We start from the raw sequence: 21,464 nt of genomic DNA on the forward strand, positions 1-21,464 counted from the left end.
CCGTTCCGCACGCTGAGGACTAGTCTGGCTTCATGACTGCTCAGCAACCCGGCCCGGCACGGGCCGCCGCTCCCGTAGCCGCGCTCTCCATCCGCGGCCTGGCCAAGCGCTTTGGCCAGAAGATCGCGGTGGACGGCATCAGCCTGGACGTGCCGGCCGGTTCATTCTTCGGAATCGTGGGCCCGAACGGTGCCGGCAAGACCACTACGTTGTCAATGGCCACCGGGCTCCTGCGCCCTGACTTTGGCACGGCCGTCGTTCACGGGGTGGACGTCTGGGCCCGGCCGCTGGAGGCCAAGCGGCTGATGGGCATCCTGCCCGACGGCGTGCGGCTGTTCGACCGGCTCACGGGCGAGCAGCTGGTCACGTACGCAGGACTGCTGCGCGGCATGGACAAGGACGTGGTGGCCAGCCGCGTGGGGGAACTGCTGGCAGCCCTGGACCTGGCCCAGGACGCGGGCACCCTGGTGGTGGACTACTCCGCCGGCATGACCAAAAAAATCGCCCTGGCCTCAGCCCTCATCCATGCACCCCGGCTGCTGGTGCTGGACGAACCCTTCGAGGCAGTGGATCCGGTCTCTGCCGCCAATATTCGATCCATCCTGGACAGCTACGTGGCCTCCGGCGGAACGGTGATCGTCTCCAGCCACGTCATGGACCTGGTGCAGCGCATGTGCGACCACGTTGCCGTGGTGGCCGCCGGCCGGCTGCTGGCCGCGGGTACGGTTGACGAGGTGCGCGGCGGGGCCTCGCTGGAGGACCGTTTCGTCCAACTGGTGGGCGGCCGCAGCCACACGGAAGGGCTGGAATGGTTGCGCAGCTTCTGAGGCTCAAACTGACGCTGCTGCGCAACGGCCTGCGCCGCAGCCCCTGGCAACTGGTGGGCATGGCCTTCGCCGGGCTCTATGCGCTTGGCCTGGTGGCCACGCTGGTAGTGGTGCTGGTCCTGCTGCGCCGGGCGGACCAGGAACTGGCCCAAACAGCCGTGGTGCTCGGCGGGTCCGCGGCCATCCTCGGCTGGGGAATCATTCCCGTAGTCGCCTCGGCCACGGACATGACGCTCGATCCGGCCCGCTTTACCACCTTCGCCATCCCCATGAAGCAGCTGCTGGCGGGGCTGGCGCTTGGCGGGCTGATCGGGATTCCCGGCCTGGCCACAACCCTGGTGGCATTGTCCACGGTGGTGACCTGGTCCCGGGGCGTGCTGCCCGCGCTCGCAGCCCTCGTCGGGGCAGCGCTGGGGGTGCTGACCTGCATCGTGCTGTCCAAGGTGGTGACCACGGCAACTGCAAGCCTCGCCGCCTCCCGGCGCTTCAAGGACGTCAGCGCCATCGCGTTTATGGTTCCGCTGGTCCTGCTGGGCCCGATCGTGGCGGGATTGAGCCGGGGAATCTCCGCCTCCGCCGGTTTCCTCCCGGAGTTCGCGCAGGCGATGTCGTGGACCCCGCTGGGTGCCCCCTGGTCTATCGCCGGCGATATCGCAGCAGGGCACCCGGGACCGGCTGCCCTGAAGCTGCTCGTAGCGGCCGCTGTCCTGGCCGGACTTGCCTGGTGCTGGAAGCTGCTCCTGGAGCGGGCCCTGGTTAATCCGCCCTACTCGGGCAGCGGCAAGCGCAAGGGCGGAAAGCTCGGCCTGTTCGGGCTCCTGCCCGCCGTTCCTGCCGGCGCCGTCATGGCCCGGTCCCTCACCTACTGGGTCCGCGATCCCCGCTACTCCGGCTCCCTCATCGTGGTCCCGCTGCTCCCGGTGCTGCTGGTGTTCCAGGGCAGCCAGACCGGCGACTTCAGCACCCTTGCTTTCCTGGCGCCCCTGACGGCGTTTATCCTCGCCTGGTCCATCTCCGCCGATGTCTCCTATGACAACACCGCCTTCGCGCTGCACCTGGCCAGCGGCGTGCGGGGCGTGGACGACCGGCTGGGCCGGGCGCTCGCCTGCCTGGCCTTCGCCCTGCCGGTGGTCCTGGTGTTCGCCGTTGGCCACGCCGCCTTCACCAAGGACTGGGCGTCCTTGCCCGGCCAGCTGGGATTGAGCCTGGGAATCCTCTTTACCGGGCTGGGATTGTCCTCCGTGGTTTCGGCCCGCTACACCGTGGCGGTTCCGCTGCCGGGGGACAGCCCCTTCAAGAAGCCGCCCGGAAACGTGGGCCAGACCCTGGCCGTCCAGTTCGCCGGGATGGGAATTTTGTTTGTCCTGGTTCTGCCCGAGGCTGCGCTCCTGGTGGCCCAGCTCGTCACCGGCAACAGTCTTTTTGGCTGGCTGAACCTCGGCGCCGGGCTACTGGTGGGGCCGGCACTCTTGGTGACCGGCGTGAGGCTGGGCGGGAAATGGCTTGACGCCCGGGGGCCCGAACTACTTGCCCAGGTCACCGTCAACCGCTGAGAAGCCCGGAAAGGAACAGCATGGAAGTCGTTATCCTCAACGGCAGCAAGCAGATCAGCAAGCTGGCAGCTGACGCCATCGGGGAGCTGCTCCGGCGGAAGCCGGACGCCGTCCTGGGCCTGGCCACCGGGTCCTCGCCGTTGCCCATCTACGATGAGCTGGCGGCCCGCCACGAGCGCGACGGCCTGGACTTCAGCCGGGCGCACGGGTTTGCGCTGGACGAATACGTTGGCCTGCCCGCCGGCCACCCCGAGTCCTATCGTGAGGTGATCCGGCGGGAGTTCACCAACCGGGTGAACATCCCGCCGGACAACGTTCACGGACCGGACGGAACAGCAACGGACATACTGCCCGCCTGCCGTGCCTATGAGGAATCCATCGCGGCAGCCGGCGGCATCGACCTCCAGCTCCTGGGCGTCGGCACCGACGGCCATATCGGCTTCAACGAGCCGGGCTCCTCCTTTGCCTCACGCACCCGGATCAAGAGCCTCATCGAGCAGACACGCCGGGACAACGCCCGGTTCTTCAGCAGCCTGGCCGAGGTCCCGCACCACGTCCTCACCCAGGGCCTGGGTACCATCATGGACGCACGGCATGTGATCCTCGTGGCAACCGGGGCACAGAAGGCACAGGCAGTGCGCGAATTCGTTGAAGGGCCGGTGGCTGCCATCTGCCCCGCGTCGGTGCTGCAGTTCCATCCGCATGCCACCGTCCTGCTGGACGAGTCTGCCGCCTCGGCCCTGAAGCTGGCGGATTTTTACCGCCACACCTACGACAACAAACCTGCCTGGCAGGGACTCTGACCGCCGCTGAGACGCGGGGCAACGCGACGGAAAAGTACGACGGCGGCAGGTTCCGGGCGGCGCTGCGGGACCCTCCGGCGTCGAACGGCAGGCCGCCGGAACGGCTAAGATGGATCGCATGACTAGCATGACGGACCCTCTCGAAAACGACCCGATGCGCGAGCTTTCCGGGGCTGGAACGTCCACAGCCACCATTGAGCGCGAGGAACTGCGCCAAGAGGTGGAGCCCGGGGACCGGGAGCGCTTTTCGCACTATGTGCGCAAGGAAAAGATCATGGAGTCCGCGCTGACCGGCGAGCCTGTCATCGCCCTGTGCGGCAAAGTCTGGACGCCGGGCCGGGATCCGCAAAAGTTCCCGGTGTGCCCTATGTGCAAAGAGGTCTATGACGGCCTCCGCCCGGGCAACGACGGCGGCAAGGGTCCCGGAGGGGACTCAGGCAACAACAAATAGTGACGGAGACGCTCTTTGGCGGCCCCACCCTGCCTCCGGCTTATCCGGAACGTGCAGCCTGGGGAACCGCCCCGAAACTCCGTGCCTGGCAGCAGGAAGCCCTGGACCTCTACCTGAGGGCAAGTCCGCGGGACTTCTTGGCGGTGGCCACCCCCGGCGCCGGTAAAACCACTTTCGCGCTCCGTATCGCGTCCACGCTGATCGACTCCGGAGCGGTGAACCGCGTGACCATCGTGGCACCCACGGACCACCTGAAGCGCCAGTGGGCGGACGCGGCTGCCAAAGTCGGCATCGCCATCGACCCCAACTTCAAGAACTCCGACGGCCAGCACGGCCGCGGCTTCATCGGTGTCGCCGTGACCTATGCCCAAGTGGCCAGCAAGCCCCTGCTGCACCGGGCCAAAACGGAGGCCGCGCGGACACTGGTGATTCTTGACGAAATCCACCACGGTGGCGAGGCACTCTCCTGGGGCGACGGCCTCCGGGAGGCATTCGACCCCGCAGCGCGCCGGCTCTCCCTGACCGGAACACCCTTCCGCTCAGATACCTCGCCCATTCCGTTCGTGGAGTACGCGGAGGACCGGGACGGCATCCGCCGTTCCAAGGCGGACTACACCTACGGCTACGGCAACGCCCTGCGGGACCACGTGGTCCGGCCGGTGATGTTTATGGCGTACTCGGGCCAGATGCGCTGGCGCACCAGCGCCGGCGAGGAGATGGCGGCGTCGCTCGGCGAGGCCGCCGTGACCAAGGACATCACCTCACATGCCTGGCGGACGGCCCTGAACCCGGCGGGCGAATGGATTCCAGCCGTACTGGCCGGGGCGGACAAACGGCTGAGTGAAGTGCGCCGCACCGTCCCCGATGCCGGCGGACTGGTGATCGCCACGGACCACGAGGACGCCCGGGCGTACGCCGGACAGTTGAAAAGGATCACGGGGGAGTCGCCCACCGTCATCCTGTCCGATGATGCCAAGGCCTCCAGCAAGATCGAGGAATTCACCGCCAGCGAGAAACGGTGGATGGTGGCCGTCCGCATGGTGTCTGAAGGCGTCGACGTTCCCCGGCTGTCCGTCGGGGTGTACGCCACTTCCACCTCAACCCCGCTGTTTTTCGCCCAGGCCGTGGGCCGCTTCGTGCGTGCCCGCAAAAGGGGCGAGACGGCGTCGGTCTTCCTGCCCTCGGTACCCCAGCTGATGGCGCTGGCCAACTCGATGGAGGCCGAACGGGACCATGCCCTGGACCGGCCGGAGAAAGAGGACGGGGACGGCCTCTTCAACCCGGAAGACTCGCTGATGGCGGAGGCCAACCGTGAGGACAAGGCCTCCGACAGCCTGACCAAGGGCAAGTTCGAAGCCCTGGACTCCCAGGCGTCCTTTGACCGCGTCCTGTTCGACGGCGGCGAGTTCGGAACCGGTGGTGAAGTGGGCTCCGAGGACGAGCTGGACTTCCTGGGCATTCCCGGGCTGCTGGACGCCGAGCAGGTGGGCACACTCCTGCGGCAACGCCAGCATGAGCAGCTCAACCGCAAGAACCGGAAGGCTCCCGCGGCGGCGGCTGCTCCTGCGCCGGCCGTCCCCGACCACCGGCTGCTCATGGACCTCCGGAACGAGCTGGCCAAAAACGTGGCTGCCTGGTCAGCCCGGACCGGCACGCCGCACGGCGTGGTGCACACCAAGCTGCGCACGGTGTGCGGAGGCCCGCCCGTTGCCCAGGCGAACGAGGAACAGCTGCAGTCCCGCCTGCGGAAGCTTCAGGACTGGTTCATCGGCAGGAAATAACAGTGACCTGGAACGGAAGTGGCCCGCAGAGCGCCGGGCCACTTCTGGTTTCTGCGACGGGTCAGGAGACGTCCACGCCGCCGAGTTCCAGCTCGGTGATTGTTTCCTCCAGGTCATCGGCAATTCCCGCTGTCAGGGGCCGGATGACCGTTACGGAGTATCCCGCCTGCACGGCATCCAGTGATGTGGCTTTGACGCAGTAGTCGGTGGCGATGCCCACCACCACCACCTCCTCGACGTCGTTGCTCTGCAGCCAGTCGTCCAGACCGATGGCGTCTTCATCCGGGGTGAACCGGTCAGCTTCGCCGGCGCCGGGCAGCGCGCCCGGCTGCCGCTCGCCGGTGGGAACGGCATCCTCAGGTGCCAGCAGTCCCTCAAAGCCGGAGTAGGCGGCAGCGAACTGCCCCTTCTGGAAATACGCCTCGATGTATTCGGTGTCCAGGTCCGGGTGAAGCTCCGCTCCCCGGGTCCCCGCCACACAGTGCGGCGGCCAGCTGTCCACAAAGTCAGGGGTTTCCGAGAAGTGGTCGCCCGGATTGATGTGCCAGTCCTGGGTGGCCACGATGTGGTCGAACTCGTTGTGGTGCGCGTCGATGTATTCGCTGATGGCGCCGGCCACTTCCGCTCCGCCTTTGACAGCGAGGGATCCCCCTTCACAGAAATCGTTCTGGACATCGACGATGATCAGGGCCCGGGACATCAGTTCTCCTCGTAATTGGTGGGAATGGCTGCTTCCCCCCGCTGGAGGCGGTTGACCACGGCGGGCAGTTCAGCCATGGTTTCGGCGTGGCGGCGGCGGGCACGGACCACGCCTTCATGGCCGGTCCAGCCCGGCATGAGTTCGCCGTTCTTCATGAACTGAACCAGCAGCGGACGGTCGTTGCCGTCGTCCTCGGGGCGGTGGCCCACGCCCACTACTTCGGAGGTGGCAATGCCCCGTTCGTCCAGCTTCCGGAGGGCGTACTTCCGGCCGCCCACGCTGGCCTTGTTCTTGGCGGCCTTGGCCACGGAGACGAAGTTCCCGTCGTTGTCCGTGCGGCTGACGAGCTTGTAGACCATGCTGGCGGTGGGCGCCCCGGATCCGGTGACCAGGGACGTCCCCACGCCGTAGGAATCCACCGGCGCGGACTGCAGCGCGGCAATCGCAAACTCGTCCAGGTCCGAGGTGACCACGATCTTGGTGTTCTCGTTGCCCAGCTGGTCCAGGAGCTGACGCACCCATTGGGCCTGGGCCACGAGGTCGCCGGAATCAAGCCGGACGGCGCCAAGGCGTGGACCCGCGAGGTCCACGGCCGCACGCACGGCCTTTTCGACGTCGTACGTATCCACCAGGAGGGATGTGGACTCACCGAGGGACGCAATCTGTGCCTCGAAAGCGTCCCGCTCGGTGTCGTGGAGGAGCGTGAAGGAGTGGGCGGCGGTGCCTACTGTCTTGACCCCGTAGCGGATGCCCGCTTCAAGGTTGGACGTGCTGTCGAACCCGGCAATGATGGCTGCCCTCGCGGACGCGGTGGCTGCCTCCTCGTGGGTGCGCCGGGAACCCATCTCGATGCAGGGGCGGCCGCCGGCGGCGGTGACCATCCGCGACGCTGCGGATGCGATGGCGCTGTCGTGGTTGAGGACCGAGAGCAGGTAGGTCTCCAGCATGCAGGCTTCGGCAAAGGTGGCCTCGACGATGAGGATGGGGGAGTACGGGAAGTAGGCTTCGCCCTCCGGGTAGCCCCAGATGTCACCGCTGAAGCGGTAGGACGCCAGGTACTCCAGCGTCTCCTCGTTCACCACCTTGGTCCGGGCCAGGAAGTCCAGTTCCGCCTCCCCGAACCGGAAGTTCGCAATGCCCTCCAGCAGCCGGCCAGTCCCTGCCACGATCCCGTAGCGCCGGCCGTCCGGAAGCCGCCGGGCGAAGGCCTCGAAGACGGACCTGCGGTGCGCGGCACCCGAATGGAGCGACGCCTGCAGCATGGTCAGCTCGTAGTGGTCGGTGTAAAAGGACGTGCGGGGATGGTCCCAGCCGGCTGAGGTGCTCACGAAAGTCACTCTAGTCCCCACCGGCTCCCACGTCTTGCTTCGCTTCGCCGCGGGGCCCTCGCCGGCGTGGGCCCACCCACCGGCTCCCACGTCTTGCTTCGCTTCGCCGGCGTGGGCCCACCCACCGGCTCCCACGTCTTGCTTCGCTTCGCCGCGGGGCCCTCGCCGGCGTGGGCCCACCCACCGGCTCCCACGTCTTGCTTCGCTTCGCCGCGGGGCCCTCGCCGGCGTGGGCCCACCCACCGGCTCCCACGTCTTGCTTCGCTTCGCCGGCGTGGGCCCACCCACCGGCTCCCACGTCTCGCTTCGCTTCGCCGCGGGGCCCTCGCCGGCGTGGGCCCATCCTCCCCATAGAATGGACAGATGACCTTAAGCGTTGCGCTCGGCCCTGATACGCAAGAGGGCACCCGGACCGGCACGGCGGAGTCCACCGATTTCCTGGCCGCCCCGGACATCCCTTGGAACCTGGTGATCTGGAATGACCCGGTCAATCTCATGAGCTACGTCAGCTACGTGTTCCAAAGCTACTTCGGCTACTCGGAGACCAAAGCGAACAAGCTCATGATGGAGGTTCACAAGAAGGGCCGCTCGATCGTTGCCAACGGCAGCAAGGAACAGGTGGAGCGCCACGCGGTGGCCATGCACGGCTTCGGGCTGTGGGCCACGGTGGAGAAGGCCAGCGGTGGATCGGGCGGTAATTCAGGAAAGTCCGGCGGGTCCGGCCAGGGTAAGGGGAAGCGTGGCTAAGGCGTTCAAGTACGGACTTAAAGGAATCACCGGCTACCTGGAGCCCACCGAGCGGGAGCTGCTGCGCAGCCTCATCGACGACGTCATCTCCATGCTTCAGCCGGAGGAGCGGAAAGGCCAGGACCCGCTGGCCGCCATGATCGGCCTCGACATGGACGTCGCCGAGCCCACGGACAGGGCAATGAAGCGGCTGCTTCCGAATGTGATGAAGAACGACGACGGCGCGTCCCTGGAGTTCCGCCAGCTCACCGAGCGGTCCCTCCGTGAGACAAAGATCGGAGCCCTCCGGGCCGCCGCGCTGGACCTGGACAAGGATGAGATCGTCCTGACCGCCGAGGGAGCCCGGCACTGGTCAACCGCCCTGAACGACGTCCGGCTGGTCCTGGCCGAGCGCCTGGACATCCAGGACGAAGAGGACGCCGAGCACGTCCACCTCATGCAGGACTGGTCCCAGGCCGAGGATGTGGAGAGCTACCTGGCCCTGGTCTACAACTTCGCCACCTGGCTGCAGGAATCGCTGGTCCAAGCTATGCTCCAGTCGCTGGACACCCGCCGTTGAGCGGTGGCCGGGGACTTCCGTGTCAGGCGTGTGACAAATTAGACATGAGTCGCAGGCCACAAGATGATGGCTGAGGCTCCGGGGAAGACCTATCCTCGAATAATCATGACAACAGCCTCGAGCATGGACCCGTCAGCTGAAGCAGCAGGGTCCGAAGCCAGCGACCTGCCGGCCGCCGCCGTCGAATCCCGGCCCATCGGTGTGTTCGACTCCGGAGTGGGCGGCCTGACCGTGGCACGCTCCATCATTGACCAGCTCCCCAACGAGTCCATCCTCTACGTGGGGGATACCGCGCACGGACCTTACGGTCCGCTGCCCATCGCGGAAGTCCGCGCCAACGCCCTGGGCGTGATGGACGAACTGGTGGACTCCGGCGTCAAGCTGCTCACCATAGCCTGCAACTCGGCGTCGGCCGCTGTGCTCCGTGACGCCCGCGAGAGGTATACGGCGAAGTACGGCATCCCTGTCATCGAGGTCATCCAGCCAGCGGTGCGGCGCGCCGTTGCCGCCACCCGCAGTGGAAGGGTGGGGGTGATCGGCACGTCCGCCACCGTGGGCTCGCGGGCCTACGAGGATACCTTTGCCGCCGCGCCGGACCTGGAAATCACGTCGGTGGCCTGCCCGGAATTCGTCAGCTACGTGGAGGCCGGAATTACCACCGGACCGGCCCTGCTGGCTGTGGCGGAGGAGTACCTGGCCCCGCTGAAGGCCGCCGGGGTGGACACCGTGGTCCTGGGCTGCACGCATTACCCGCTGCTGACCGGCGTCATCTCCTATGTGATGGGAGCGGACGTCACCCTGGTGTCCAGCGCGGAGGAAACCGCCAAGGACGTCTATCGAGCCCTGGCCACCCACGACCTCCAGCGTACGGAAACTGCCCCGCCCGAACACCATTTCGTGGCAACTGGGGATGCCGCCCAGTTTGAGGCGCTCGCCCGCAGGTTCCTTGGCCCTGAAGTCCTTTCCGTCCGGCACGTGGACCACGTGGCGGCCCAGTATCCCACCGGCAGCCTGGCCCGCATCACCCCGGAAATGATCGCGGCCGCTCAGAGCGCCGGCGCCCGCCCGCGGATCTCCAACTTTGTGGGCAGTTCCGTCGCCGGGGGTCAAGGCCAGTGAAGCTCACTATCGTCGGCTGCACCGGGTCCTTTCCCGGGCCGGGATCCCCGGCGTCGTGCTACCTCCTGACCGCCAACGACGGCGAACGGACCTGGAAAGTGGTCATGGACCTGGGCAGCGGCGCCCTGGGCGCCATCCAGCGGTACACCGACCTTGAGGACATCGACGCGATTTTCCTCACCCACCTGCACCCCGACCACTGCATGGACCTCTGCGGCCTGCACGTGGCCGTCCGGTGGAAGCCGGGCGGCTGGGGCAGGGGCCGGATCCCGGTCTGGGGACCGGCCGCCACGGCGGACCGGATGGCCACCGCCTACGGCCTGGAACTTGACCCCGGCATGCGCGAGGAGTTCGACTTCACCAACTGGGCCGAGCGCGAGCCGGTCACCGTTGGTCCCTTCACCGTGACCCCCTTCGCCGTGAACCACCCGGTGGAGGAGGCATACGCCCTCCGGGTGGAAGTGGTGGAGCCGGACAAGGAGGGCAACCGGACTGCCAAGACGCTAACGTACTCCGGCGACACGGACTCCTGCGCAGGCCTGGAGGAGGCCGCGAAGGGCGCTGACCTGTTCCTGTGCGAAGCGGCTTTCGAGGAAGGCCGGGATGACGGCATCAAGGACGTCCACCTGACGGGCAAGCGGGCAGGCGAAGCCGCTGCCGCTGCCGGTGCCCGCCGGCTCCTTCTGACGCACATTCCGGTGTGGACGTCGCAGACCACAGTGATGGCGGAGGCGCGGCCGGTTTTCGGCGGCGACGTTGCGGTGGCCGTGGCCGGGGTGCACTACACCATCTAGTTCTTGCTTCGCCGGCAGCTTATTGCCCCGGAGCTGTTCTGCCCCGTGTTCCTTTGGCCCGGAGTTCCTTTGCCGTCGGACAGCCCTGGACAGCCCGTGCGCCCGGCAGTGGATAAGCTAAAGGCATGACTTCTGAAGCAACTGCAGTGCCCATTGTGCGTGCCGACGGCCGCGCCCCGGACCAGCTCCGGCCCATCAGTATCACCCGTGGATGGTCCAACCAGGCTGAGGGATCGGCCCTGATCGAGTTCGGCAACACCCGGGTCCTGTGCACGGCTTCCCTCACCGCAGGAGTGCCGCGCTGGCTCAAGGGGGAGGGCCGCGGCTGGGTCACAGCCGAGTACGCCATGCTGCCCCGCGCCACCAACACCCGCTCAGACCGCGAATCCGTCAAGGGCAAAATCGGCGGCCGCACCCACGAGATTTCCCGGCTCATCGGCCGCTCCCTGCGCTCCATCATTGACACCAAGGCCCTGGGCGAGAACACCATCGTGCTGGACTGCGACGTCCTGCAGGCCGACGGCGGAACCCGCACGGCAGCCATCACCGGCGCCTATGTTGCGCTCGCGGACTCCATCCGGTTCGCCCGTGACAACAAGCTGATCGCGAAGAACGCCCAGCCCCTGGTTGACACCATCGCAGCGGTCTCCGTGGGCATCATCGACGGCGTACCCATGCTGGACCTGCCCTACGTGGAGGACGTCCGGGCGGAAACCGACATGAACGTGGTGGTCACCGGCTCCGGCAAGTTCGTGGAGGTCCAGGGGACCGCCGAAGGCGCGCCCTTTGACCGCGCGGAACTGGACCAGCTCCTGGACCTGGCCCTGCTCGGAACCACCCAGCTCGCGGCGATCCAGCGCGAAACCCTGGCAGACACACTGTGAGTGCGGCAGGTACCGTCCCGGGGCAAGGCGTCGCCCCGCGCCTGGTCCTTGCCACCCATAACAAGGGCAAGCTGCGGGAGCTCCGCGAGCTCCTGCGCGGGCAGGTGCCAGGGCTCGACGTCGACACTCAGGTGGTGGACGCAGCAGCGGCAGGTGCCCCCGACGTCGTCGAAACGGGGGTGACGTTCGCCGAGAATTCCCTGCTCAAGGCGCGGGCCGTCGCCGAAGCGACAGGCCTGGTGGCCATCGCCGATGATTCCGGGCTCGCTGTGGATGTGATGGGCGGAGCGCCAGGTATTTTCTCGGCCCGGTGGGCCGGGAGCCATGGGGATGACGCCGCGAACCTGCGGCTCCTGCTCAACCAGCTCTCCGACGTCCCGGATGCCCACCGCGGCGCCGCCTTTGTCTGCGCGGCGGCACTGGCGGTCCCCGCGGCAAACGGCGATTCCGGACGCGAGGTAGTGGAGTACGGGCAGCTGGAGGGCGTCCTCCTGCGCGAACCCCGCGGCGACGGCGGCTTCGGCTACGACCCCGTGCTGCAGCCGGTGGGGGAGACCCGCAGTTGCGCGGAACTGTCCGCCGGCGAGAAGAACGCGATCAGCCACCGCGGCAAGGCGTTCCGGGCGCTTGTGCCGGCCATCGTCGAAGCACTGCAGTACCGCTAAGCGGGCACCTGCACAAGGCGGTCGACTGAACCTGCCAACGCCTTAATACAGGAAAGGGTGCGCTCCGGGCCGAAGCCTGGGGCGCACCCTTTTAGCTGCAGGGCCCGCTGCTACTCGGGCCGCGTTCCGCCAAGGTGGCGGGGCGTCTTGTGCTCTTCCTCGGGCGCGTGTTCTTCAATGAACTCGTCCACGGGGTCCGTGCCGTACGCCGTGGCCTGCCGCCTGGCGGCCATGCCGCGGAGGACCTCCACCCCGATGGGCAGAACCGACACCAGCACGATAGCGATGAAGATAATGTCCAGGTTGTCCCGCACCCACGGGATCCGGTCTCCCAGCAGGTACCCCAAAAGCGTCACGCCGCCGCCCCAGAGGAAGGCACCAATGACGTTGTAAACGAAGAACTTCTTTTTGCTCATCTGCGCAACGCCCACAATGACCGGGACAAAGGTCCTGATGATCGGCACGAAGCGTGCAAGGATCAGGGCTTTTCCGCCGTGCTTTTCGAAGAAGGCGTGGGCATTCTCAATGTTCTCGCGCTTGAAGAGGCGGGAATTGGGCTTGTTGAAGATCGCCGGGCCAGCTTTGGATCCGATGAGGTAACCGGTCTGGTTGCCCACGATGGCCGACACAACAATCAGCAGGGCGAGCAGCCACACGTTGAATTTAATGGTGTCCGTGGCCACCAGCAGGCCGGCGGTGAACAGCATCGAGTCGCCCGGCAGGAAGAAGCCCACCAGCAGCCCGGTTTCTGCGAAGACGATGCCGCAGACAAGCAGGACCACCCACGGTGCGAGGGCAGGATCAGCCAGGAAGACCTGGGGGTTCAGCCAGTCGGGCAGGAAGGATGCCAACTGTGGCTGCACCGGTCCCGCACCGCCCAGCATGGACACAGCGAAGTCGTTCATCACAGGAAAGTTCACTCCTCAAGGGTACTTGACGTGCCTCTTCCTCCCGGTGGCTCCGGGAGGAACACGGCCGGGGCGGACAGGGGTGATATCCGTGACATGGCCGCATGGGTGGCACGGGAACGAACCGGTCCGGCGGTAAGGTGGGGCCCGTGGGTTTGGACTTTACGGCGATCGACTTCGAAACTGCCAACGGATTTCGGGGCTCACCCTGCTCGGTAGGCCTGACGAAAGTCCGCGGCGGCAAGGTTGTTGAGGAAGCCTCATGGCTGATGCGTCCGCCGGCCAGCCATGACCACTTCGATTACCACAACGTCCGGATCCACGGGATCACTGCCGCCGACGTCGCGGGGATGCCCCGGTTTGGGGAGCTCTTCCCGGAGATCGGCGCCTTTATTGGCGATGACATCCTTGCGGCGCACAATGCTGCCTTCGATCTCGGTGTGATCCGCTCGGGACTGGAGGTGTCAGGGCTGCCCGGCCCGGCCTACGACTACGTCTGCACCGTGATGCTGTCCAGGCGCTGCTACTCGCTGGTGTCCAATTCCCTGCCCTTTGCCGCGGAGGAGGCCGGGGTTCCCCTGGTCAAGCACCACGACGCCGCCGAAGACGCCCGTGCGTGCGCCGGCATCCTAGTGGACATAGCGGGCCGCAACGGCGCCAACAGCATCGCCGAGCTCTACCTGTCGCTGGGGCTTGTGATGCCGCGCCAGGAAGCGTTCGACCCCGCCCGGGACACGTTGTCCAAGGCCAGCCTTGCCGCCCTCTCCAGTGCCGCGGCCAGCGGGGCAGGGCTGGTCCGGCCCTTCCAGGGCGGCTGGCCGGAAGAGGGAGCAAACCCCGAGCCCAATCCGCACGCAGAGCCCGGCCACCCGCTCTACGGCCAGACAGTCGTTTTCACCGGACAGCTTTCCATGGGCCGGCCCGAAGCGAAGCAGCGCTCTGCCGAATTCGGTGCCCGGGCGGAGAGCCGGGTCACGGGACGCACCACCGTCCTGGTGGTGGGGGATGGCTTTGTGGCCGCAGACCTCCGCTCGGGCAGGCTCACGGGCAAAGCCCGCCGGGTCCTGGAACTCCATGAGCGGGGACAGGCCATCGAGGTTCTTTCTGAGGGTGAATTCCTGCAGATGGTGAACAGTTTCGCCGGAGCCGTCAGCGCCTGAGCCGAGGTCCGCGCGCGTTCACGCGGCGCAACAAACCTTCCGCCCGGCGTCGGAGGCCCCTAGCCTGGCCTCATGCGCACCGTATTTGCCTTCCCCAACCCCGTGAACGAGTACGCCGCCCGCGTGACGGCAGGGCTGGTGGTTGTGCTGGCGCTGGTGACGGCAGCGGCGGGGTCGGGATGGGGCCTGCTGGCCATCGCCGCCGGGTTCTGGCTCCGCGTGCTCTTCGGACCCCGGATCTCGCCGCTGGCACTGCTGTCCGTGAAAGTCATCACCCCACGGCTGGGCCACGTGAAACTGGTTCCCGGGCCGCCCAAGCGCTTCGCCCAAGGCATGGGTGCGGTGGTCTCCACTACGGCCCTGGCCCTGTTCGCGGCCGGCGCTGCCCCGGCCGCCTGGACAGTGCTGGGCATCCTGATCGTGGCGGCGTCGCTGGAAGCATTTGCCGGGTTCTGCCTCGGCTGCGTGATCTTCGGATTCCTGCAGCGGCGCGGGCTGATTCCGGCGGAAGTCTGCGAGGCCTGCAACAACATCAGTCTTCGCCGGTTGTGACCTTTACCAATTGGTCCGCCATGCCGCGGATCACGTCCTGCCCTTCCAGCGCCGCAAGCCATTCCGGGGGGAGGCAGACTTCGCCGTAGTAAGCGCCGAGGATGTTCCCGGCAATGGAGCCGGTGGAATCGCTGTCGCCGCTGTGGTTAACGGCCAGCACCACAGCATCACGGAAGTGCCGCGCTGGTTCCGGCGGCGCCGCTTCCGGGAGCGTGGCCAGGACGGCGTAAAGCCCGACGGCGAGGGCTTCCTCGGCGACCCAGCCCTCGCCGAGCGCCTGGACCAGTTCCTCCGGCGTCACTACGCCCTTTCCGGCCATCCGCAGGGCGGCCTCCAGCCGTTCCGGCAGCTCGGGCGCTACACCATCAAGGCCGACGGCCTGGGCCAGCGCCCCGGCTGCCGCTTCCCGCAGTCCCTCACCGGACACCAGGCGGTGGATGAGGAGGCTGAACGTTCCCGCACTCTGGCGGGCTGACGGGTGACCGTGCGTGAGCGAGGCGGCGTCGGCACTTAGCTTGTAGACGGCGTCGGGTGTGATGTGCGGGATGAGCCCGAACGGAGCTGAACGCATCACGGTCCCGCAGCCCTTCGAGTCAGGGTTCACGGGCCGGGCGGAGGTGCCCATTTCCCCGGTGGCGAGCCCGGAGATGCAGGCCTTGCCGGGATGCCGCCGCTGGTGGAGCACTTCCTGGGCATCAATCCACCGGGTTTGGGGGACGGGAGCCGACGGCGGTGCTGTTTCCCCCTGGGTGGCAAACCACCGCAGGTACGCGAGCCACAGGCAGGCGTTGACGTCCGCGCCGACGCCCGAGTTCGCCCACTCCAGCGCCTCAACGAGGCCGTCCACGGTATACAGGGTCATCTGGGTGTCATCGGAGAAATGGCTGGGAGCTGTGAGGAGATCGAGACCGGTGAGGCCATTCCTGCCGTAGCGGCTGCGGACCTGGTCAATCGAGTCGAACTCCACCGCGTAGCCCAACGCATCTCCGAGCGCGCCGCCCAGGAGACAGCCGCGGATACGGGACTTGAGGGAAGGGGTGGAAGTGTCCGACTCAATACTCATGGTGGCAAATTTACCGTGGCCGCCACGGGCTGCCCGACCCCACCGGCGACACTGCGCGCCTGTATTGCAGCGCGCGGGCGCCGCTGTCCAGCGAACGTACAGCCTGCACTGGAATAATGTCCGGGTTGCCGTCCGCACTTCCACACCCGCCTACCTCGAAGGTCACCTCCATGAGCACGCCCGTCCCGGCCCGTCACGACGCATTTCAGTCATCCGGAACTGAACCAGCCCAGCCACGGCTTCTGCCACGCCTGGTGGCCGAGGCTTTTGGCAGCTTCTTCCTTGCTCTTGCCGGCCTCGGCGTGCCGCTGTTCAGCATCCCGCAGTCCAGCCCGCTGCCTGCGGCCCTTGCTGCGGGGCTCGCGGTGACCGCGGCCATGCTTGCCTGCGGCCATGCTTCAGGCGGCCATTTCAACCCTGCCATCACGGCCGGCCACCTGGTGGCCGGCCGGATCCGTGGAGGTTCCGCCGCCGCCTATGCCGCAGCCCAGCTGGCCGGGGGACTGTTGGCGGCGCTGGCCCTGTACGGAATCCTGCGCACGCTGCCCGGGATCGCGGACAGCCGGACGGCGTTTGACACCGTCACTGCCGGCTTCGGCGAACACTCCATCATCCAGGCGCCGCTGGCGGCCGCGCTGCTGCTGGAGATGATCGGCGCGGCGATCATCACCGCAGTCTTCCTGGGAACGGCGCGCCGGGACGGCAACGGCCGCTCCGCCGCACCTGTTGCCGTTGGCCTGTCCTTCGCCGTCCTCCTCCAGCTGGGCCTGTCCGTGGGCAACCTGCCCTTCAACCCGGCAAGGGCCATTGCCTCCGCAGTGTTCAGCTCGGGATGGGCCGTTGAGCAGCTCTGGGTTTTTGTCGCGGCTCCCCTGGTGGGCGCCGTGATCGCCGGGCTCGCCTTCCGGAGTTTCGGTGCGGGGACAGACGCGTCCGGGGAAGCCCCGGCGGCTACCGGTGATGAGCCCGTGGCAGCCGACGATGAGCCTCTGGAAGCCGACGAGACGCGGCTGAGCGCGTCACCAGGGACACAAAAACTGAAACCAGCGAAGCGCAGGAGTTCTTCGACGGCAAGCGGGGCTGACCCTGGCAGGGTGCCGACCGCTGCGGCGGTTACCGGAACTGTCACTGGCAGCCGATAGCTTAGAAACATGAGGTTACTTCACACATCGGACTGGCATCTGGGCCGGTCCTTCCACGGGATCGGGATGCTGGATGCGCAGCGGGCCTTCGTCGACCAGCTGGTGGACGCCGTTGCCCGGCATGCCGTGGATGTTGTGCTCATCGCGGGCGACGTCTATGACCGCGCCCTCCCGGGCGTGGATGTGGTGCGCCTCCTGGACGATGCCCTGGTCCGGCTGACGTCGGCAGGAGCGCAGGTGGTGCTTACCAGCGGAAACCACGACTCCGCCATCCGCCTGGGATTCGCTTCGCGGCTGCTGGAACGCGGCGGGGTGCACCTGCGGACCAGGCTGGACAGTCTCGGCCAGCCCCTGCTGCTCCCTGCCAGCGGTGAGGCGCTGGTGGCCATTTACGGCATTCCCTGGCTGGAACCACGGCTTGTGGCCGACCAGCTGGGCGTCCAGACTGCCAGCCACTTCGAGGTGACCCGGGCGGCAACAGGGTTGATCCGGCAGGACATCGAACGGCGCTCGGCTTCTGCCACAGTCCATTCGGTGGTGCTGGCGCACACCTTTGCCAGCGGCGGGGTCAGCTCGGACAGTGAACGCGACCTCAGCATCGGTGGCGTAGGGGCGGTTCCGCTGGACCTCTTTGATGGCTTCAGCTACACCGCCCTGGGCCACCTGCATGGGCGCCAGGCCCTGTCGCCCCAGGTCCGTTACTCCGGATCGCCGCTGGCATACTCCTTCTCGGAGGCGTCGCACCGGAAGGGGGCGTGGCTCATCGACATCGGTGCCGGCGGCGTGGCCGGCGTCCAGGAAGTCCTGTGGGACGCCCCGCGCACCCTGGCGGTGCTCCGGGGGCCCTTGCCCGAGCTGCTTGAGTCGCCCGAATATTCCTGGGCCGAAACCGCCTACTGCCAGGTCACCCTTACCGACGCGCAGCGTCCCGCCCGGGCCATGGAACAGCTCCGTACGCGTTTCCCGGACACCTTGGTCCTCGCATTCGACCCCCAGGGCGGGAGTGCCGGCACTGCCTCCACCTACAGCAGCAGACTGGCGGAAGCGCCGGATGACCTCGCCGTGTGCTGCGGCTTCCTGGAGCACGTTCGCGGCCGGGTTCCGGATGACGCGGAAAAGGCGGCACTCACCACCGCACTGGAGAACGTCCGGCTGCAGGAGGCTTCGCTGTGAGGATCCACCGCCTCCGGATTTCCGGCTTCGGTCCCTTTGCCGGCACCGAGGAAATCGACTTCGACACCCTGAGCGCGCATGGCCTGTTCCTCCTGAACGGCCCCACCGGCGCGGGTAAAACCAGCGTTCTCGATGCCATCTGCTTTGCGCTCTACGGCTCAGTGCCGGGAGCGCGCCAGGACGGAAAGCGGCTCCGCAGCGACCACGCCGAACCGGGCCAGGAACCTGCGGTGAGCTGTGAATTCTCAGCCCAGGGCCGCCGTTTTGATGTCACCCGGTCGCCCGCCTGGGAAAAGCCGAGCGCCAGGGGCAAAAACGGGTTCACCACCCAACAGGCCAAGACCCTCCTGCGTGAACGCGTGGACGGAACGTGGGTGGAGAAGTCCGCGCGCAATGACGAGGCGGGGGCAGAGATACTTGCCCTGCTGGGGATGGACCGTGAGCAATTCACCCGGGTAGTGATGCTGCCGCAGGGTGATTTTGCCGCCTTCCTGCGCTCCAAGGCCACGGACCGGCTCGACCTTCTGCAGAAACTCTTCGGCACCGAGCGGTTTGAAGCCGTGGAGCAGGAACTCTCACGGCAGGCGCTGGCAGCAAAGGAGGAGGTAGCCGTCCTCAGCGGCCAACTGGAACTGTTGGCCGCGCGGGCGGAGTCGGAAGCGGAAACGCTGCACCTTGAGGAGTCTGACGGGGCGTCACAAGATACTTCAACGGCCGGCAAACCGGCGCCGGACACCATGGCGGCGCGGCTCGAATGGCTGAAGGAAGGTGCGGCCCGCCGGAAGCGTGAACTCTCGGAGCTGGCGTTGGCCGCGGGGGAGGCGAGCCAGGAACGGATGCGTGCCGTTGAAGCGGAGACCGCCTTCCGGGGCCGGCACCGCAGGCTGGAGGAGGCAACCACCAGGCAGGCCGCAGTGCAGGAAGCGCTGCCGCGGCTGGAGAACCTGAACCTTAGGCTTGGCCGGCACCGCCAGGCGGAAGTTCTGGCCGGTCAACTGCGCGGCGTGGACGCGGCGGCTGTCAAAGTCCATCGGGCCGCCGATGCGATGGAATCGGCTTTCACCCTGCTTCGCCTCGCTGCCGGCGAAGACCCGGAGCTCGGCCGGCTGGAGCTCGGCTCCGCTCATCATGCCGCGCAGGACTCCGACGGCCCGGCATTGGTCCCGGCCGCCGGAGATGAGTTGGACCGGCTCCGGTCCCTCCTGGCTGTGGTGGAGGCAAGGATTCCGGACGAAGACCGCCTGAAGGCGCTCCGGTCAAAGCACCAGCAGTTAACGGCAAAACAGCAGGAAATCGCAGCATCCAATATCGCACTGGACCGCCGTGTGGAGGCTCTTCTCGACGAGCGGCTGAGCCTCACCTCCGGTCTGGAAACACTCGAAGGACCGGCCGGGGCAGCGGCCCTGCGCGCCAAAGAGGCGACTGCTGCCGGCGAACTGCTGGACGTGGTCCGGCGCTACGCCACGGCAGTGGCGGTGCAGGAGGCGGCGAAGCAGGATCACGGCGCGTTACGCGAGAACCAGCTTGAGACCAAGCGGCGCTGGCTCGATGTACGGGAGCAGCGTCTGGCCAATGCGGCTGCCGAGCTGGCAGCCAAGCTGGTGGAGGGGGAAGAGTGCCCGGTGTGCGGCAGTGCCGAGCATCCCTCGCCGGCAGCCGGTTCCGGGGGCGGACCGGGACTTGAACAGGACGAGGAGGCAGCCCACCAGCTGTTTGAGGCCGCCGACGCTGAATTCGCCCGTGCCGGCCAGAGGCTGGCCGAGGCAAAGCAACTGGTGGCGGTCCTGGCCGGCCAAGGCGGCGGGACCCCCAAGGAAGAGGCCGTCGCCCTGGCTGAGGAGGCGCGTGCGGCCGCGGCCGACGCCGAACAGGCCGTGGGTGAACTCGCGGCAACACGTGCGCGGCTTGAAGCACTCGAAGCGGACATCGCCGCGGCCCGGGAGTCCCGGGCCAGCGCTGAAGCCGAGCTCGCGACAGTTGTGTCCTCCCTTGCTGACCTGGCCGAACAGTCGTCGTCACTTGACCAGGCACTGGGTGGCCTGCGGGCAGGGCACCGCAGCCTCTCACAGCGGTTGCGCGCCTTGGAAAACGCGGCCGCCATGCTGTCCAAAGCCGTCGAAGCGCAGGCTGCCCATGTCACGGCGCGAGCCCAGGCTGCGGAAGCCCGGGAGCAGCTGGAACTGGCCTTGCCGGAATCCGGGTTTTCCTCTGCGGAGGAAGCCAGGGCACACCTGCTTCCCGGCACGGAAGCTGCTGCCCTCGAAGCGGAAATACGGTCCGTCCAGGACGAGGCCGCCCGGGTTGCCGAACTGTTCGCATCGGACGAGGTTGTGCTCGCCCTGCAAGAAACGGCCGCCGGAATTCAGGTGGACCACCAGCGGCTCGCGGCCCTGCAGGCTGATGCGGCCGCTGCCCTTCAGGAGGCACGCGACGCTGACGTGGCAGTGGGCCTGGCATCGCGCTGCCTTGAGTCGTTGGCAGCCATCGCCGGCAAGTATTCCGAACTTGCCGGCTCCGCCCGCGGCCCTGCTGAGCATGCCCGGATGCTGTCCGGCCTGGCGGACGCGGCAGCCGGCCGCGGAGACAATACATACCGGATGAGCCTGAACAGCTACGTCCTGGCAGCGCGGCTGGAGCAAGTGGCCCTGGCCGCCTCGGAACGGCTGGTGGCCATGAGCGACGGCCGGTACCTCCTGCAGCACACTGACGCGAAGGCAGCACGCGGTGCCAAGTCCGGGCTGGGACTGGAGGTGGTGGATCAATGGACCGGCCACCGCCGGGACACGTCCACCCTCTCCGGCGGCGAATCGTTTATGGCGTCCCTGTCCCTGGCACTCGGACTGGCCGACGTTGTCCAGCAGGAGTCGGGCGGCGTGGAAATCGAAACGCTCTTTGTGGATGAGGGGTTCGGCAGCCTTGACGAGCAGTCCCTGGAACAAGTGATGGACGCCCTTGAAGGCTTGCGGGACGGGGGCAGGGTTGTGGGATTGGTGAGCCATGTAGCGGAAATGAAGCAGCGGATCGGCATGCAGCTCCAGGTGCTCAAAGGACGCAACGGCTCCACACTGCGAATTTCCGAGGCCCTGGACACCCCGGTCTGACCCGGCCGGCAGCCGCGGATGCAGCCCGCCAACGGGCAGCAGGAACGGCGGATATACTTGGACAGTTACCGGGTTCAGCGCATCGGGAGGAGGGACGATGCGCATGAATGAACGAGCCCGGAATTGAAATCTTCGACCTCCCTTTCCCCTGACC

Annotated in this window: 20 protein-coding genes; 16 read left to right on the forward strand and 4 right to left on the reverse strand. The window is 67.3% G+C overall.

The annotated features are described in order from the left end of the window. Positions 1–32: 32 nt before the first annotated feature. The 5 genes from QF047_RS07070 (at position 33) to QF047_RS07090 (ending at position 5,415) form a co-directional block, all read left to right on the forward strand. Positions 33–827, forward strand: coding sequence for an ABC transporter ATP-binding protein (locus QF047_RS07070; RefSeq protein ID WP_307275128.1), 795 nt, complete (start codon positions 33–35; stop codon positions 825–827). After that, positions 809–2,380, forward strand: a complete 1,572-nt coding sequence (locus QF047_RS07075; RefSeq protein ID WP_307275130.1) for a transporter — start codon at positions 809–811, stop codon at positions 2,378–2,380. The genes QF047_RS07070 and QF047_RS07075 overlap by 19 nt, the downstream gene beginning before the upstream one ends. A 20-nt stretch (positions 2,381–2,400) precedes the next feature. After that, positions 2,401–3,183 carry a glucosamine-6-phosphate deaminase gene (gene nagB / locus QF047_RS07080; protein WP_307275131.1) on the forward strand — a complete coding sequence of 261 codons (783 nt, stop codon included), beginning with the start codon at positions 2,401–2,403 and terminating at the stop codon, positions 3,181–3,183. A 118-nt stretch (positions 3,184–3,301) separates the two neighbouring features. After that, positions 3,302–3,634, forward strand: coding sequence for a DUF3039 domain-containing protein (locus tag QF047_RS07085; RefSeq protein WP_373427016.1), 333 nt, complete (start codon positions 3,302–3,304; stop codon positions 3,632–3,634). Further along, positions 3,634–5,415, forward strand: a complete 1,782-nt coding sequence (locus QF047_RS07090; protein ID WP_307275134.1) for a DEAD/DEAH box helicase — start codon at positions 3,634–3,636, stop codon at positions 5,413–5,415. Before QF047_RS07085 ends, QF047_RS07090 begins: the two co-directional genes overlap by 1 nt. A gap of 61 nt (positions 5,416–5,476) precedes the next feature. Here QF047_RS07090 and QF047_RS07095 read toward each other — a convergent pair whose 3' ends face one another. Both QF047_RS07095 and QF047_RS07100 read right to left on the reverse strand, forming a co-directional pair. Beyond that, on the reverse strand, positions 5,477–6,115 hold the full coding sequence (locus QF047_RS07095; protein WP_307275137.1) for an isochorismatase family protein: 639 nt from the start codon (positions 6,113–6,115) through the stop codon (positions 5,477–5,479). Continuing rightward, on the reverse strand, positions 6,115–7,443 hold the full coding sequence (locus QF047_RS07100; protein ID WP_307275139.1) for a nicotinate phosphoribosyltransferase: 1,329 nt from the start codon (positions 7,441–7,443) through the stop codon (positions 6,115–6,117). The genes QF047_RS07095 and QF047_RS07100 overlap by 1 nt, the downstream gene beginning before the upstream one ends. 363 nt (positions 7,444–7,806) lie before the next feature. Here QF047_RS07100 and clpS point away from each other — a divergent pair, with 363 nt between their 5' ends. From clpS to rdgB, 6 genes are all read left to right on the forward strand, one after another. After that, positions 7,807–8,190 (forward strand): ATP-dependent Clp protease adapter ClpS, encoded by a 384-nt coding sequence (gene clpS / locus QF047_RS07105; protein WP_306634264.1) that lies wholly within the window; start codon positions 7,807–7,809, stop codon positions 8,188–8,190. Beyond that, the gene (locus QF047_RS07110) at positions 8,183–8,749 is read left to right on the forward strand and encodes a DUF2017 domain-containing protein (protein WP_306634263.1); all 567 of its coding nucleotides are present in this window, start codon (positions 8,183–8,185) and stop codon (positions 8,747–8,749) included. Before clpS ends, QF047_RS07110 begins: the two co-directional genes overlap by 8 nt. Positions 8,750–8,854: 105 nt before the next feature. Then, positions 8,855–9,868 (forward strand): glutamate racemase, encoded by a 1,014-nt coding sequence (murI, locus tag QF047_RS07115; RefSeq protein WP_373427751.1) that lies wholly within the window; start codon positions 8,855–8,857, stop codon positions 9,866–9,868. Then, positions 9,865–10,662, forward strand: a complete 798-nt coding sequence (locus QF047_RS07120; RefSeq protein ID WP_306634261.1) for an MBL fold metallo-hydrolase — start codon at positions 9,865–9,867, stop codon at positions 10,660–10,662. The genes murI and QF047_RS07120 overlap by 4 nt, the downstream gene beginning before the upstream one ends. A 125-nt stretch (positions 10,663–10,787) precedes the next feature. Continuing rightward, positions 10,788–11,546 (forward strand): ribonuclease PH, encoded by a 759-nt coding sequence (rph, locus tag QF047_RS07125; RefSeq protein WP_306634259.1) that lies wholly within the window; start codon positions 10,788–10,790, stop codon positions 11,544–11,546. After that, positions 11,543–12,211, forward strand: a complete 669-nt coding sequence (gene rdgB, locus QF047_RS07130; protein WP_306634258.1) for an RdgB/HAM1 family non-canonical purine NTP pyrophosphatase — start codon at positions 11,543–11,545, stop codon at positions 12,209–12,211. The genes rph and rdgB overlap by 4 nt, the downstream gene beginning before the upstream one ends. Before the next feature lie 110 nt (positions 12,212–12,321). Here rdgB and QF047_RS07135 read toward each other — a convergent pair whose 3' ends face one another. Beyond that, positions 12,322–13,116 (reverse strand): VTT domain-containing protein, encoded by a 795-nt coding sequence (locus QF047_RS07135; RefSeq protein WP_306639094.1) that lies wholly within the window; start codon positions 13,114–13,116, stop codon positions 12,322–12,324. A gap of 152 nt (positions 13,117–13,268) precedes the next feature. On the opposite strand from QF047_RS07135, the gene QF047_RS07140 reads away from it, so the two are divergent. Next, positions 13,269–14,279, forward strand: coding sequence for an exonuclease domain-containing protein (locus QF047_RS07140; protein ID WP_307275142.1), 1,011 nt, complete (start codon positions 13,269–13,271; stop codon positions 14,277–14,279). A gap of 72 nt (positions 14,280–14,351) precedes the next feature. Next, entirely contained in the window at positions 14,352–14,831 is a 480-nt protein-coding gene (locus QF047_RS07145; protein ID WP_306634253.1) for a DUF4395 domain-containing protein, read from the forward strand. On the opposite strand, the gene QF047_RS07150 is transcribed toward QF047_RS07145, so the two are convergent. Continuing rightward, a complete protein-coding gene (locus QF047_RS07150; RefSeq protein ID WP_307275145.1) occupies positions 14,812–15,894 on the reverse strand; it encodes an ADP-ribosylglycohydrolase family protein in 1,083 nt (360 codons plus the stop codon). The genes QF047_RS07145 and QF047_RS07150 overlap by 20 nt on opposite strands. Positions 15,895–16,064: 170 nt before the next feature. On the opposite strand from QF047_RS07150, the gene QF047_RS07155 reads away from it, so the two are divergent. Genes QF047_RS07155 through QF047_RS07165 form a run of 3 tightly spaced genes read left to right on the forward strand, consistent with a single transcriptional unit; the run spans position 16,065 to position 21,310 of the window. Beyond that, on the forward strand, positions 16,065–17,036 hold the full coding sequence (locus QF047_RS07155) for an aquaporin (RefSeq protein WP_307275147.1): 972 nt from the start codon (positions 16,065–16,067) through the stop codon (positions 17,034–17,036). A gap of 9 nt (positions 17,037–17,045) precedes the next feature. Continuing rightward, positions 17,046–18,209: an exonuclease SbcCD subunit D gene (locus QF047_RS07160; protein WP_307275149.1), complete on the forward strand. Its 1,164-nt coding sequence runs from the start codon at positions 17,046–17,048 to the stop codon at positions 18,207–18,209. Continuing rightward, complete coding sequence (locus QF047_RS07165; protein WP_307275151.1) at positions 18,206–21,310, forward strand: SMC family ATPase; 3,105 nt, start codon at positions 18,206–18,208, stop codon at positions 21,308–21,310. Before QF047_RS07160 ends, QF047_RS07165 begins: the two co-directional genes overlap by 4 nt. Positions 21,311–21,464: the final 154 nt, after the last annotated feature.

Origin of the sequence: Arthrobacter sp. W4I7 (assembly GCF_030816215.1) — a bacterium.
GTDB classification, from domain to species: domain Bacteria; phylum Actinomycetota; class Actinomycetes; order Actinomycetales; family Micrococcaceae; genus Arthrobacter; species Arthrobacter siccitolerans_A.

Coding starts and splice junctions, on each gene's coding strand:
- QF047_RS07070 (WP_307275128.1), top strand. CDS start 33: ATGACTGCTCAGCAACCCGGCCCGGCACGGGCCGCCGCTCCCGTAGCC.
- QF047_RS07075 (WP_307275130.1), top strand. CDS start 809: ATGGTTGCGCAGCTTCTGAGGCTCAAACTGACGCTGCTGCGCAACGGC.
- nagB (WP_307275131.1), top strand. CDS start 2,401: ATGGAAGTCGTTATCCTCAACGGCAGCAAGCAGATCAGCAAGCTGGCA.
- QF047_RS07085 (WP_373427016.1), top strand. CDS start 3,302: ATGACTAGCATGACGGACCCTCTCGAAAACGACCCGATGCGCGAGCTT.
- QF047_RS07095 (WP_307275137.1), bottom strand. CDS start 6,115: ATGTCCCGGGCCCTGATCATCGTCGATGTCCAGAACGATTTCTGTGAA.
- clpS (WP_306634264.1), top strand. CDS start 7,807: ATGACCTTAAGCGTTGCGCTCGGCCCTGATACGCAAGAGGGCACCCGG.
- murI (WP_373427751.1), top strand. CDS start 8,855: ATGACAACAGCCTCGAGCATGGACCCGTCAGCTGAAGCAGCAGGGTCC.
- rph (WP_306634259.1), top strand. CDS start 10,788: ATGACTTCTGAAGCAACTGCAGTGCCCATTGTGCGTGCCGACGGCCGC.
- QF047_RS07135 (WP_306639094.1), bottom strand. CDS start 13,116: ATGAACGACTTCGCTGTGTCCATGCTGGGCGGTGCGGGACCGGTGCAG.
- QF047_RS07145 (WP_306634253.1), top strand. CDS start 14,352: ATGCGCACCGTATTTGCCTTCCCCAACCCCGTGAACGAGTACGCCGCC.
- QF047_RS07150 (WP_307275145.1), bottom strand. CDS start 15,894: ATGAGTATTGAGTCGGACACTTCCACCCCTTCCCTCAAGTCCCGTATC.
- QF047_RS07155 (WP_307275147.1), top strand. CDS start 16,065: ATGAGCACGCCCGTCCCGGCCCGTCACGACGCATTTCAGTCATCCGGA.
- QF047_RS07160 (WP_307275149.1), top strand. CDS start 17,046: ATGAGGTTACTTCACACATCGGACTGGCATCTGGGCCGGTCCTTCCAC.